Consider the following 13,567-nt stretch of genomic DNA (forward strand, 5'->3'; position numbering starts at 1 on the left):
TCTTATTTTTAACAATATTTCATTTAGAAAAATTCCGAAAATCTCTCTTTTAATATTTTCGACTTTTTTATTCATAACTTTATAATTTTTTAAAGGAACATTTAACCACATTTAACATTTCTGTTTGTGTATTAACTTTTTATTTATTTTTTGTATTTTATTAACTTTAAAAGATTTAATTAAAGTTAATAAGTTAATATATATTTTTATATTATTTAAGCCTATTATATTAAGTAAAATTACAAATATATTTGCTACTAAATTAAAAAAATAAAAAATCACCTTTTATTTAATGTAAGTTAAAATTACATTAATACTTTTTAAAAGGTGATTTTCTATTTAGTAAATCCTAGCTTGAAATATAGTTTGAATTTTTATACCATTTTATCTTATATCATATCACTTATAAGATACTTGTACTTTATCACTTTCTTTTTGATTATCGCTTTTAACTGATACAAGTACTTTTAATACTGATTCATCAAGATTTTTTGTTAATGCTATAGCTAAATCTCCAGCTTTTGCTGCTGTTCCTCTTCCTAATACAGTATTTCCATCTGCTGAATATACTGTAACTATATCCTTTACCTTTAAGTTTTTGAATATTACTACATCTGATTTTCCTATATTATTATATACTGTTACATTGGCTGGATTTAATTTTGCTGTTAACCCTTCTGGATTATAATTTACTTCTATTTTGTCACTCTCTTTTTGATTATCACTTTTAACTGACACAAGTACTTTTAATGCTGATTCATCTAATTGTTTTATTAATCCTACAGCTAATCCTCCAGCACTCGATGCTGTTCCTCTTCCTAATACAGTATTTCCATCTGCTGAGTATATTGTAACTACATCTTTTGCTTTTAGATTTTTGAATATTACTACATCTGTTCTTCCTATATTATTATATACTGTTACATTCGTTGGGCTTAACTTTGCTGTTAACCCTTCTGGATTATAACTTACTTGTATTTTATCACTCTCTTTTTGATTATCACTTTTAACTGATACAAGTACTTTTAATGCTGATTCATCTAATTGTTTTATTAATCCTACAGCTAATCCTCCAGCACTCGATGCTGTTCCTCTTCCTAATACAGTATTTCCATCTGCTGAGTATATTGTAACTACATCTTTTGCTTTTAGATTTTTGAATATTACTACATCTGTTCTTCCTATATTATTATATACTGTTACATTCGTTGAGCTTAACTTTGCTGTTAACGCTTCTGGACTATAACTTACTTGTATTTTATCACTCTCTTTTAGAGTATCACTTTTAACTGATACAAGTACTTTTAATGTTGATTCATCTAATTGTTTTATTAACCCTACAGCTAATCCTCCAGCACTCGATGCTGTTCCTCTTCCTAATACAGTATTTCCATCTGCTGAGTATATTGTAACTACATCTTTTGCTTTCAAATTTTTGAATATCACCACATCTGATTTTCCTATATTGTTATATACTGTTACATTATTTAATTCTAATATCGGAGTTTGAACCATTTTTTCCATATTCAAGATATCACTATCACTAGTTACATAGGGTTTACTTGATTCATAACCAACATATTGGGTTTTGTCCCAATTATGGTCATAAGCTAACATTTGATCATCATCCAAATTGAAGAACTCATATCTTACTCTTCCTGGAACATCTGGAATAGGATCATTCCAAGTCATATCTAAGTGATACCAGCTACCATTAACTTTTACAAGATTCCATGCATGTGGTTCTCCACCACCAGTTCCTGATATAATTCTAGCTTGAAGCCCTGCTGCTATTAACATTTTATATCCTAATAAAGCATATCCCTGACATACAGTTTTATATGGAGTTACTAGTGCCGCATAAGCTGAATGCTGTACTAAACTAGTATCATATGCAACATGGGATACAACATAATCATTTACTGCCTTTTCTTTTTGTTCATCTGTCATACCTGGAGTTATTATATTTTGTACTGTTTGATTAACATAACTATTAACAAAACTAGATTGAGCCGCAGTTTCTATATAAGTAAAATTAATAGTTATATCACCTATAGTATTATAACTATAACTATATCCACTAATTGTATAAGCCGCATAATCATTACCTGGTTTTCCTAAAACAGTTTCAATACTTCCACTTATAGCAGATACCCAATTTGTCACATCTCCCCCCGTATAAACTAAAGATATAGATGTGTTTTTATTTGTTATACAAATTTGAATCTGATTCTGCAAGTCACTTAAATTAGATACTTGCATAGTATTTGAATAATTATATAATTTTAATTCATTTGTAATAGTATGACTTACTGGAACTCCATTTTGTAAATTTGTATTTACTTTTTGAACAATGATGCTATCAGCAACTCCTTCAATTGGGGTATTTAAAAAGAACATAATTGAAAATACCATTACAGCCAATATTCTTGTAAATTTTTTTCTATTCATTTAGTCATCTCCCTATAAAATTAGGTTTCTTCTTAAGTTAATATTTTTTATCCCTAATTGTCTTTTGATATTTAATTATGATATTTTTTTAGAAATATTTTAATGTTATAAAAGCATTTTTGTTTAAATGGCTTCTCACCCCCCCTTATTACAAATTTACATAGTATCTACTTTGTATAATATAACTGTATTACCTGAGTTTATCTCTTTTACAACACTTGTATCTCTTATACAAAAATAATTATTTGTAACTGTAGAATTAGCTTAATTCATAGCTGATGCTTATATATACGTAAAAGCTGAGATTGTTATTGTTTATGAAATCAAATCATTATAATAATTAAAGCTTATAATCTTCTTCTACTTATTTTAAATGCCTCTTTGAAATACGTTTTATTTTTATTTTCGACATTTTTTTCACTTTCTTCATTACTTATTTTAATAAAATTAAATTAAATTTTATTTTCCAAAAATATTATTAATTATATTTTTTTCATAATAAATTATATTTTTTTTATAGAAATTAAAGATCATATTATATTAGATAAAAAGTCATAAAAAATAGGGACTTTCGTCCCTATTTCTTACCAAATATCTTAAATAAAGCATATAAAACTACAAATATTATTAATATATGTATTAAAAATGATAAATTATATGTAAATCTGTTAAATCCCCAAGCAAACCTAAACTTCATAATAGCTAATTGAAAACTCAATCTTTTAAATATATACCATACTAATATTAATACAATAGAAATTACACTAGCCTTAACCCCTGCCTTTGACTTCTTTATTACAAAATATATAGTCATTGCTACTAGCAATGCAATAACAAAAGTAATAAAACTTGAACTATAGCTATAATACAAAATCTTCACCTACTCCCTTTATAATTTTTATTATAAACTATAAATATTTAATCTCTTTAAATAAATATATATATATTTATTTAACATATTCAGTAACTAAATCAGTGAATAACATTCCTTCTAGATGATCTATTTCATGGCAAAAACATTTCGCAAGTTCTCCTTTAGCATTTAATATCATTTCTTCTCCATTTTCATTTAAAGCTTGAACTACAACTTTCTCAGGTCTTATTAATTTCCCCCATACATTAGGTATACTTAAGCATCCTTCTACAACTTCCTGCTTTCCCTCTTCTTTAAGTATTCTTGGATTAACTAATTTTATAAGTCCCTCTCCCATATCTATTACTACTAATTTTTTTAATATGCCTATTTGGGGCGCAGCAAGTCCTGCACCATTTTCAGTGTTATACATGGTATCTGCCATATCATTTAGTATTTGCCTTACCCTATCATCCACTTCTTTTATTTCTCTACTTTTCTTTCTAAGTATTTCATCACCATAAACTCTAATTTGTCTTAATGCCATTTAAATCCCTCCTTTACTTTGCTGTGACCTTGACTTTCTTTCACTTTCTTCGAAAAGAAATACCTCCTCTATAGAACAATTAAATACCTTAGCAATATCATAAGCTATCCATATTGATGGCTCATATTTTTCTGTTTCGATAGCATTGATGGCTTGCCTTGAAACACCTATAAGCTCACCTAATTGTTCCTGAGTTAATCCTTCTTTTTCCCTAAATTCTTTTAATCTATTTTTCATAATCTCATCTCCTGTAATGTCAACCTTACACTATAAATATATACCTATGTCATCATAGAGTCAAGTTAACATTACATATATGTTGCTTTTAAATTAATTTATAAAAAACGTGTATAGATTATACAACTCAAATCTTTTACAATTCTCTATAAATAAGAGGTGTAGCAAAATATTACTACACCTCTTTAATATTATATGAATTTTAAAATTGGAAAATTAATTATAATTTATAAGGAAACTACTACTCATTGCATACGTATAAGTACTCTTACAGAGTAAGCTAAAATAGTCAAATTTAAATTTGGATTTTCACTTAACTTCACATAGCCAAATCTAAAATCGGGATACTCACTTACGCTGCTAATTCTTGAACTTCAACTTCTGCTTTTGCAGCTGCTCTTATTTTCTTTTCTTCAGCATAAGCAACTAATAATAAAAGACAAACTCCTATAATAAGTGCTCCATAGAATACTGTGAACACATCATTCCATCCATGAAGATTTATTCCAACTACACTTACACCTGATGATTTAGGATCAGCAATTTTAGCAAGTATAACTTTAGCTGTAGAATCGCCAAATAAGTACCCAAATGTACCACTTAATCCATTAGCAACCGCTATAGACCTCTTAGGTGTAAAGCCAACAAGTGATATCCCTATTAATAATTGTGGTCCAAATATCAGCACACCTAATATAAATAATGAAACATTTACCATAGTAACACTTGTTGCATATCTGTATCCTAATACCGCGAAAGCAGTTAATACTAAGCAGAATACTGCAACTATTGCTCTTCTACCTTTTAATAAATCAGATACAAATCCCCATGTAAAACTACCTAAAAGTGCTCCCATTTCAAAATAAAATATTGTATTTACTGCATCACCCATTCCAAAATGTAACTGCTCTGTAACATATAATGGTGCCCAGTTATCTATACCTATACGTACTATATAAACAAATACATTAGCTACACATAATATCCAAATCCACGGATTCCTTAAAACATATTTCTTAAATATTTCAAACTTTGACATCGTCTCCATCTCTGGATTAACTTCTACTTTAACTTCTTCAAATATTTCTTCTGCTGAGTTCCAGCCTAATTCTTCTGGCTCATCTTTACCTATGAATAAAACTATTATACCAACTAAGCCTGCTACTATAGCTGGAACTATAAACATACCTGCTACTTTACCATGGAAAAATGTATTTGCTCCCCATAATGCTAACATACCTGCTAACGCCCCACCTATGTTGTGCGACATGTTCCAGATACCTAAGTATCTTCCTCTTTTTTTAGATGGTGTCCATCTAGTTATTGTAGAATATGAACTTGGTCCACCTGGTGCTTGGAAGAATCCACTTATTCCCCATAATAATAGTATTGCTCCAGTTGCTTTGTTACCTGATAATAAAACAAACCCGATTATAAGTACAATTGTTGCTGACATAATTAATAATGTTGATATTATACGCTTTGCATTTTTACCGTCAATAAAGTAACCTAGTAAGCTCTTACCTAGCGCATAAGTTATAGAGAAACCAAAACCTATATATCCAAGTTCCGACGTTGTAAATCCAAGCTCTTTTTTTAATAAAGGTTGTCCTGCTTTAAGATTGTTTCTAATTAAGTACATGCTCGCATATACTACAATTAGAACTACGAAAGCTTTCAAAAATTCTTTAAACCATCTTTTTCTTTGTTCCTCCATCGGAACAGAAACACTTTGTTTTTGAATGCTAAAAAATTTAGCTACTTTGTTCATTATTTTATCCTCCTCTTTAGTTGTATGTTATATAATGTAAAATTTATTAACTAATTTAAACTATTCCACATTTCTAAAAGTTTATTTTTATCATCACTAGCTCTTGAAAAATTATACTCTTCATATATATTTAACTCATTAAGATTTATCCCATTTTTGACTTCTGTATCTTTTCTTGTAGACATTCCAAAAGAAATGTTTTTTAATGCATCTGCTGCTTCTTTACTAGTACAAAAATCTACGAAATATTTTCCAGCACTATCATTTGGACCGTTTTTAACTTTTGAAATAGCATCTATATTCCATCCACAATTCTTAGGTACATTAGTTACTATATTAAAACCAGAATTCTTAACCAAAAATTGATCTCCTAAGAAATTTATAGCTATTAGGTACTCGCCGGTTCCAACTTTTTGAGCTGGTGTATAACCTGTCATTGTGAGTTCACCTACATTAGCCTTTATCCCTTTTAGTAAGGTTCTAGCCTCTTTCTCTCCAATACTTTGTACTAAAGAAGCTATCATTGTATAAGCTGTTCCTGAATTATTAGCATCTGGTATTACAATCTCACCTTTATATACAGGATTTAATAAATCTTCATAAGTTTTAGGTATTTGCAAACCTTTGTTAGCATATTCCTTATCCCATCTATCTTTGTTAACTGCAATAGATAATGGTTCTACTTCAAACCCAATCCAATAACCCTCATTATCTTTATATCTATCTTGCACCCCTGAATAATTTCTTGAAATATAACTTTCTGAAAGCCTTTCTTTTTTCATTAAAGCATGAGCATCACAAGTTCCTCCTATAAATACATCTGCCTTAGGATCCCTTTTCTCCGCTCTAACTCTCTCAACAGCTTCTTGAGTAGACATTCTCATATATTCATATGTACAACCTGTTTTTTGTTTAAAAAGCTCTAAAAGTGCTCTTCCAACTTCATCTCTAGATGAAACATAGACTACTAAATGCTTGCCCTTTAGATCAGGATAGCCGTTCTTAAAAGTCACTTTTTCAGATTTTTCACTACAAGATATAGCACTTAATGACATAACTAAAAGCAAAGCAAACAAGATAAATCCTTTAAACTTCATAATAATCCTCCTAAATCAAAGTTAAATTCTGTTTTATTCTTTGACTATTTTTTCACATACATCTTTGAGTTTACCTCTCATATATATATGTCTTCCATTCTCGTCACCCATATATTGAACAACAAAAAAATCATTATCATAAACATCAATATTTACCACATTGTAGCTTTTAATCTTTAAATTAGTATCATTATCATCAATATAGATTTTTATATGAGCTAAAGCTTCTTTTTTATCTGTTGTTAGAGCCATAATCTCTTCATCATTTTCAAGCTTTACTGAATTACTCATTGTATTTTTAATAGTTTCCTTATGAGAGTCATTTAATTTTTTAATACTATTATGAGCATCACTTATTGTCATCCTACTATTAGAACTCATAAACTTTACTATATTAAAAGGCGAATATAAATATCCTAACAAATTGTTTTTCAAGCTATTTATAAGTGGAAGCTTATAACTATCGTTATATATTTTATTATTTAAAGAAAGCACATTACTTATTTCAAAACTATCCTTTGTTCCATTTAAATAATAAACATTTCCCGTTATTTTAACTTCATTACCTTTGTTAATATAATCTTTATTATAGGAAGCATCCTTTGTAATCTCATTTATTAAATTCCATATTTTTTTAATAGAATTCTCATTTTCAAAAACATACTCTCCCCATCTCTCATTTGAGATTGTAATTTTTGTAGGTATAGACATATTTATTTTTTTAACTACCTCTTCTTTATCATCTATTATTGTAACCTTATTATAAAAAGACCTATGATCTAATATTGTTACTACAATACAAAGAAGTACTACAAGAATATATATACCTATAATTTTAAATCTTGAATTATTCATCTTCACTTCCTGTTCCTCCTATATAATAAAGGTTTACTTCATCAAAAATATTTCATAAATGTTTCATAATTGTAACATTTATCGTTTTCATAAATTTACATTGCTTTTTTTAAAGATTATTTCCAATGCTGTCCATTTATCTTCCTCACTATAAACTTTTATATCTCCATCTTGCTTTTTCATTATCTCTTTACATATTGAAAGACCTAATCCATTTCCATTTTTGCTTCTAGAATGTATTTTGTTAACTCTATAAACAGGATCAAAAAGTTTTTCTAGATGATGTTTACCTATTCCTATACCATTATCAATGATACTTAATATAATTTTATCCTCTTTCCTTTTCAGCTTTATATTAATCATATTGCATTCACTATACTTTATGGCATTATCTAAAACATTTAAAATAACTTGCTTAGTTTTGTCTCTATCTATATATAAATAAATATCAAATAACTCTTTGCTTAAGGCTATATCATATTTTTCTAATCTTTGCTTTACAGCACTCAAGGTTTCTTCAACAATCTCCTTTAAATTGTTTTCACTACGCTCTACATTAAACTCATTTTTACCTAACTTAGACAACTCAAGTAGCTCTTCGACTAATCTTAAAAGTCTTTCCCCTTCACTTTTTATATAATCTAAACTTTCATCAACATCTTCCTTATCCTCTAACCTAGGAATAAGTTCTGAATAACCTATTATAGCTGTTAATGGTGTTTTAAATTCATGTGTAACATTATCTAAAAACTCTTTTTGTTTTAATTTCTCTTCTTTTAGATTCTTTATGTAGCTCTCTATACTTTCAGACATAACATTAAAAGTCTTTGCCAAATCTTCTATTTCATCACCACTTTTAATATTTATTTTACTTTCATAATTTCCAGCTGCCACTTTCTCTGATACAAGCTTTAATTTATTTATAGGCCCTGCTATATTCTCTGAAAAGATATTGCTAAGTAGCCATGATATAAAAATAGCTACCAAACCTACGATTCCCATAATTATAAACATGTTATTTATAAGATTCTGCCCACTATCAACAGGATAAATATATCTTACACAACCTAATGTTTTATCCTTAGAATAAATAGGACTTGAAAACAATATGTAAATACGTCCATCAAATTTTTTTACAACATATGCCTTATTTCCCTTTATAGCACTAGTTATATCCTCATCATAAAGACTAACTGTATTCATAACTGAATCAGCTAAAATCTTGCCGTTCTTGTTATATATCTGTATTCTAAAGCTCAGTTTATTAGCTAAGAATGTATTAATAAGTTCTGATTTATTAACAAAATTGGTTTCTATATCTGTTTCCTTATCATTTTCAATATAATTTGCTATATATTGCTGAGCGTTATAACTTTCCTTAGTTAGAAAATCAATAGCACTTTTTTTAACGTTACTATATAAATTATTTATAGTTACTATATAAATCAAAACTATAGCAGGAATCAAAATTCCCATATTCATAAGCATAATCTTAGTTTTTATTTTTAAATTTAAATTTTTCATTAAAACACATCCTAAACAAATTTACTATAATATATGTTGCAATTTAAAACCTACATTTATATTAATAAACGTATTAAACATAAAATAAAAATAATATTAAATTTAATTTTCAGAAAACATATTACAACATATATATTAATAAAAAAATTATAAAAATTGAGAGTTAAAAAGCTAAGAGTGTTCTATCTTATTATAACTTCACTCTCTCTTCTAAACTCCCAACTATTTCATAAATACCCATTATTATAACTCTAATCTATAACCTACCCCATAAACAGTAGTTAAACTTTCTGAATATGGATCCAATTTTTTTCTTAGTCTTTGCACTAAAATATCTACAGCTCTAGTATTACCCTCATACTCATATCCCCATACCTTTTCTAAAAGTTCTTCTCTAGTAAAAACCTTATTATGATTTTCCATCATCAAAAGCAATGTATCAAATTCCTTGTAAGTAGTAACTACTTCTTTTTCATCTATAAATACTTTTCTCTCATCCTTTAGAACCCTTACACCTTTTATAATTATCTCATTATTCTTGGTTTTAGATTCTCTTTTCTTAATCCTCTTAGTTATAGCCTTTATTCTTAAAATAAGTTCTGCACTATTAAATGGTTTGGTAATATAATCATCAGCACCTAGTTGAAGCCCCAAAAGTCTATCATTTATTTGACTCTTAGCTGTAAGCATAATGACAGGAACCTCACTATCTATATCTTGAAATCTTTGTATAACTTCATGCCCACTTATATCAGGCAACATAATATCTAGTATGACAAGTTCAGGCTTTTCCCTCTTAAACTTATCTATAGCATCAAGCCCAGTCATACTTACAACAACCTCATATCCTTCAAGTTTTAAATTCATTCTGATTAAATTAAGAATACTTTTTTCATCATCTATTACTAATATCTTCATACGTATACCTCAATCTTTATATAAATCTTCAATAATCACATATTTAATTAAAATATCTATATAAATAAAAATTTATTATATATATATCTTTTCCTATACATAAAAAAACACACTTAAAAACTTAGCTTTTCTTTTCAAAAGCTAAGTTTATTATAGTACTCATATTTTAATTTAAGTGCCTTTAAAGAATATCATCAAATAAATAATTTTACAATATAATTTATTTGATGATAATAGAAATATATAAAACAATTTTATAATTTATTTTTTTATTCAAAACAATCTTATAGTAAATAATACTTATAAATATTTATTCTCTGCCACCTGCAGCAAATCCTTTACCTGGATTTATGTCTAAGACTATTCTTTCAGGGGCTACTAATGCAACTTCATGTTGGCATACCCATTTATCTTCTGGTTTTATTCCCTGAACAGTATTTCCATCTTCAATAATATCGCCCTTTTCAAATATATAATAAGCTGTATTATATATCATTTGGCTAACCTTGTTCGGGTCAATATTTTTAAAATGACATTGTAAATCTGGTAATCCTAACGCTGCCAGCCCTAAAGTATCCATAAGCATTTCGTCATCTTCTCCATTAGAAATATTATAAAATCTTACATTAAGAGCCCCATATAAATAATCTCTTTCTACATACTCCATATACTCTTTAGAATCTATAATTTGTCCACTCATTTCCCAATTTATAGCCACACAATTACTTTCTGCAAGTACTGCTAAAACTACGTTTTGAAATAACTCAAGTCTTTCCTTATACTCTAATCCTCCAGCCATCATATCATTTATTATAATGGAATGTTTAACCTCCCTTAAAACATCTTCTCCACTTTTTAAACTCCAACTTTGTTGCAATGTTGTCTTTAAATCATCCAAATCAATATCCTTTTTAAATTTAGCTATAATACATTGTGATGGAACTCTTTGAGCATCTTTATATTCCACTGTATGGTCTTTAAATATAAATGATACCATCTCTTCTTTATCTGATTTATATAAAACATCCACATCTCCGCAACTTTTCTTCAATCTGTTTAATATATTGTCTGTATTAATAATAGGTTCTTCTTTATAAAATAGCTGTATGTTATACACTCTCTTGAAGCCATCATCTATTACTACTTCTTCTTTTTTTTCAACATTTTCGTTTTTATTTTTAAAGTTAAACATAATATACTCCCTTTTTATAAATTTATAACTAGTATGTAGTACAATTGTATCATAATTTAACATATTTTATTTCAATCAACAATTATTTCAACTAAAATATTTGTTTAATTTAATCTATAAAATCACTACATCAATTTAGATATTAATCACAAAACTAATTAAAATGATATTAATGAGATATATGTAACCTTTTATACAATAATTAAATATAAATGTATATTTTTATTTAAAGGAGAAACTATAAATTTAGGGGAGGTGTATATAGTGAAAATCAAAAAATTCTTAATGTTGTTTTCAATAATCTTTCTAATTATTATCTCTACTTTTGAAAATTTAAATGTATTAGCAATATCAAATGTTTATAAACAAGGAGTTTATAATATTTCTGAATTTGAAAATTATAAAGCTACTGCTACACTTGTAACACCAAACGTTCGTACAAGTTTAATGATACTTGATAATGAAGGAGATATAAAATTTTTTAAAGAATTTGATACTGTTAATGAAGTTATAAATCTAGGTACTATAAAAAAAGGAAATAGTCTAGTAATAGCTGGACAAGGAGAAATTGCTATTATTACTACTGAAATTTCATAATTCATATGATATTTATATAATATAAAAAACAGCAAACCTCTTTAGAATTGTTTGCTGTTTTTAAACTTGTCCAAAATATTAAAGTTTTTCTCCATTAGAAGCTATAACTTCTTTATACCAATTAAAACTCTTTTTCTTCTTTCTATCTAGTGTTCCTTTACCTTCATTATCTTTGTCAACATAAATAAAGCCATATCTCTTCTTCATTTCTCCTGTAGATGCAGAAACTAAATCAATACATCCCCAAGGAGTGTATCCTAGAAGCTCAACTCCATCTAAAACAGCTTCTTTCATTTCTTTTATGTGTTCCCTTAAATAGTTAATTCTATAATCATCTCTTATTGAACCATCTTCTTCTATTTTATCCACAGCACCTAAACCATTTTCCACTATAAATAATGGTTTTTGATATCTTTCATATAAAGTGTTACTTGTAATTCTTAAGCCTTTAGGGTCTATTTGCCAACCCCATTCTGAAGCCTTAAGATATGGATTTTTAACAGTTTCAAAAACATTACCTTCAGTCATAGTTTTTAATATTTCAGGATCAGTTGTAATACATCTGCTTGAATAATAACTAAAGCCAATAAAATCTACTGTGTTTTCTTTAAGTAATTTATAATCGCCCTCTTCAGATTTAATTTCTATTCCATTTTCTCTGAAGAATCTCTTAGCATAACCTGGATATTCACCCTTAGATTGAATATCTATAAAGAAGTAATTTTCTCTATCCTTATCTATAGCCTTTTGGACATCTTCTGGATTACAACTATATGGATAAGTTACTCCTGCTGCAAGCATACATCCAACCATAGCATTTGGCATTATTTCATGAGCTGCTTTTGTAGCCAATGCACTTGCAACTAGTTGATGATGAGCTGCTTGATACATTATTTGCTTTTTATTTTCACCTTCTTTAAATACTAAACCTGCTCCAACAAAAGGAAGATGTAATAACATATTTATTTCATTAAATGTCATCCAATATTTAACCTTGTTTTTGTATCTTTCAAATATAGTTCTAGTATATTTTTCGTAGAATTTAACAAGCTCTCTACTTCTCCAACTACCGTATTTTTCTATTAAGGCTACTGGAATATCAAAGTGACATATTGTAACTACTGGCTCAATATTATGTTTTAACATTTCGTCAAACATTTCATCATAATATTTTAAGCCCTCTTCATTTGGTTTCTCATCATAACCATTTGGGAAAATTCTTGCCCAAGCTATAGATATTCTTAAACATTTAAAACCCATTTCAGCAAATAGAGCTATATCTCCTCTAAACTTATGATAAAAATCAATTGCTTCATGAGATGGATACATTTCTCCTTCTAATGGCTTAAAGCTTTCTAAATTTCCAAGCATAACATTAAATCTATTTTTACCTGATGGACAAAGATCTATATTATTTAGACCTTTTCCTCCTTCTAAATAAGCTCCTTCACATTGGTTAGCAGCTAAAGCTCCTCCCCATAAAAAGTTTTCTTTAAATCCTAAATTATTCATTCTCTTCATCCTC

General features: G+C 27.8%; 12 protein-coding genes. 1 reads left to right on the forward strand and 11 read right to left on the reverse strand.

The features are described from left to right. Positions 1–399 precede the first annotated feature (399 nt). The 10 genes from BUB01_RS06095 to BUB01_RS06140 all read right to left on the reverse strand — a co-directional run bounded on the left by BUB01_RS06095 (position 400) and on the right by BUB01_RS06140 (position 11,445). On the reverse strand, positions 400–2,451 hold the full coding sequence (locus BUB01_RS06095; RefSeq protein ID WP_072985816.1) for a transglutaminase domain-containing protein: 2,052 nt from the start codon (positions 2,449–2,451) through the stop codon (positions 400–402). Between the two features lie 577 nt (positions 2,452–3,028). After that, positions 3,029–3,331, reverse strand: coding sequence for a hypothetical protein (locus BUB01_RS06100; RefSeq protein WP_143152459.1), 303 nt, complete (start codon positions 3,329–3,331; stop codon positions 3,029–3,031). A 67-nt stretch (positions 3,332–3,398) separates the two neighbouring features. Next, entirely contained in the window at positions 3,399–3,851 is a 453-nt protein-coding gene (gene def, locus BUB01_RS06105; protein WP_072985818.1) for a peptide deformylase, read from the reverse strand. Continuing rightward, positions 3,852–4,088 carry a helix-turn-helix transcriptional regulator gene (locus tag BUB01_RS06110; RefSeq protein ID WP_072985819.1) on the reverse strand — a complete coding sequence of 79 codons (237 nt, stop codon included), beginning with the start codon at positions 4,086–4,088 and terminating at the stop codon, positions 3,852–3,854. It abuts the gene before it with no gap. Between the two features lie 352 nt (positions 4,089–4,440). Continuing rightward, on the reverse strand, positions 4,441–5,859 hold the full coding sequence (gene uhpT / locus BUB01_RS06115; RefSeq protein WP_072985820.1) for a hexose-6-phosphate:phosphate antiporter: 1,419 nt from the start codon (positions 5,857–5,859) through the stop codon (positions 4,441–4,443). A gap of 50 nt (positions 5,860–5,909) precedes the next feature. Then, positions 5,910–6,956, reverse strand: a complete 1,047-nt coding sequence (locus tag BUB01_RS06120) for an ABC transporter substrate-binding protein (protein ID WP_072985821.1) — start codon at positions 6,954–6,956, stop codon at positions 5,910–5,912. 33 nt (positions 6,957–6,989) lie between these two features. After that, complete coding sequence (locus BUB01_RS06125) at positions 6,990–7,811, reverse strand: DUF3919 family protein (RefSeq protein ID WP_242958378.1); 822 nt, start codon at positions 7,809–7,811, stop codon at positions 6,990–6,992. 87 nt (positions 7,812–7,898) lie between these two features. Further along, positions 7,899–9,335, reverse strand: coding sequence for a sensor histidine kinase (locus BUB01_RS06130; RefSeq protein ID WP_072985823.1), 1,437 nt, complete (start codon positions 9,333–9,335; stop codon positions 7,899–7,901). A gap of 243 nt (positions 9,336–9,578) precedes the next feature. Then, positions 9,579–10,253: a response regulator transcription factor gene (locus BUB01_RS06135; RefSeq protein WP_072985824.1), complete on the reverse strand. Its 675-nt coding sequence runs from the start codon at positions 10,251–10,253 to the stop codon at positions 9,579–9,581. A gap of 310 nt (positions 10,254–10,563) precedes the next feature. Further along, entirely contained in the window at positions 10,564–11,445 is an 882-nt protein-coding gene (locus BUB01_RS06140) for a DUF4261 domain-containing protein (RefSeq protein ID WP_072985825.1), read from the reverse strand. 264 nt (positions 11,446–11,709) lie between these two features. Between BUB01_RS06140 and BUB01_RS06145 the strand changes: the two genes are divergently transcribed. After that, positions 11,710–12,042, forward strand: coding sequence for a hypothetical protein (locus BUB01_RS06145; RefSeq protein WP_072985826.1), 333 nt, complete (start codon positions 11,710–11,712; stop codon positions 12,040–12,042). A gap of 78 nt (positions 12,043–12,120) precedes the next feature. On the opposite strand, the gene BUB01_RS06150 is transcribed toward BUB01_RS06145, so the two are convergent. Then, positions 12,121–13,554 carry a 6-phospho-beta-glucosidase gene (locus BUB01_RS06150; RefSeq protein WP_072985827.1) on the reverse strand — a complete coding sequence of 478 codons (1,434 nt, stop codon included), beginning with the start codon at positions 13,552–13,554 and terminating at the stop codon, positions 12,121–12,123. Positions 13,555–13,567 lie beyond the last annotated feature (13 nt).

Origin of the sequence: Clostridium cavendishii DSM 21758, assembly GCF_900141845.1 — a bacterium.
GTDB classification, from domain to species: Bacteria; Bacillota; Clostridia; order Clostridiales; family Clostridiaceae; genus Clostridium_AG; species Clostridium_AG cavendishii.

Bases quoted from the DNA above. Each gene is read 5' to 3' on its own strand.
- BUB01_RS06150 (WP_072985827.1), bottom strand. From the start codon at position 13,554: ATGAATAATTTAGGATTTAAAGAAAACTTTTTATGGGGAGGAGCTTTA.
- BUB01_RS06140 (WP_072985825.1), bottom strand. From the start codon at position 11,445: ATGTTTAACTTTAAAAATAAAAACGAAAATGTTGAAAAAAAAGAAGAA.
- BUB01_RS06120 (WP_072985821.1), bottom strand. From the start codon at position 6,956: ATGAAGTTTAAAGGATTTATCTTGTTTGCTTTGCTTTTAGTTATGTCA.
- BUB01_RS06135 (WP_072985824.1), bottom strand. From the start codon at position 10,253: ATGAAGATATTAGTAATAGATGATGAAAAAAGTATTCTTAATTTAATC.
- BUB01_RS06095 (WP_072985816.1), bottom strand. From the start codon at position 2,451: ATGAATAGAAAAAAATTTACAAGAATATTGGCTGTAATGGTATTTTCA.
- BUB01_RS06110 (WP_072985819.1), bottom strand. From the start codon at position 4,088: ATGAAAAATAGATTAAAAGAATTTAGGGAAAAAGAAGGATTAACTCAG.
- BUB01_RS06125 (WP_242958378.1), bottom strand. From the start codon at position 7,811: ATGAATAATTCAAGATTTAAAATTATAGGTATATATATTCTTGTAGTA.
- def (WP_072985818.1), bottom strand. From the start codon at position 3,851: ATGGCATTAAGACAAATTAGAGTTTATGGTGATGAAATACTTAGAAAG.
- uhpT (WP_072985820.1), bottom strand. From the start codon at position 5,859: ATGAACAAAGTAGCTAAATTTTTTAGCATTCAAAAACAAAGTGTTTCT.
- BUB01_RS06130 (WP_072985823.1), bottom strand. From the start codon at position 9,335: ATGAAAAATTTAAATTTAAAAATAAAAACTAAGATTATGCTTATGAAT.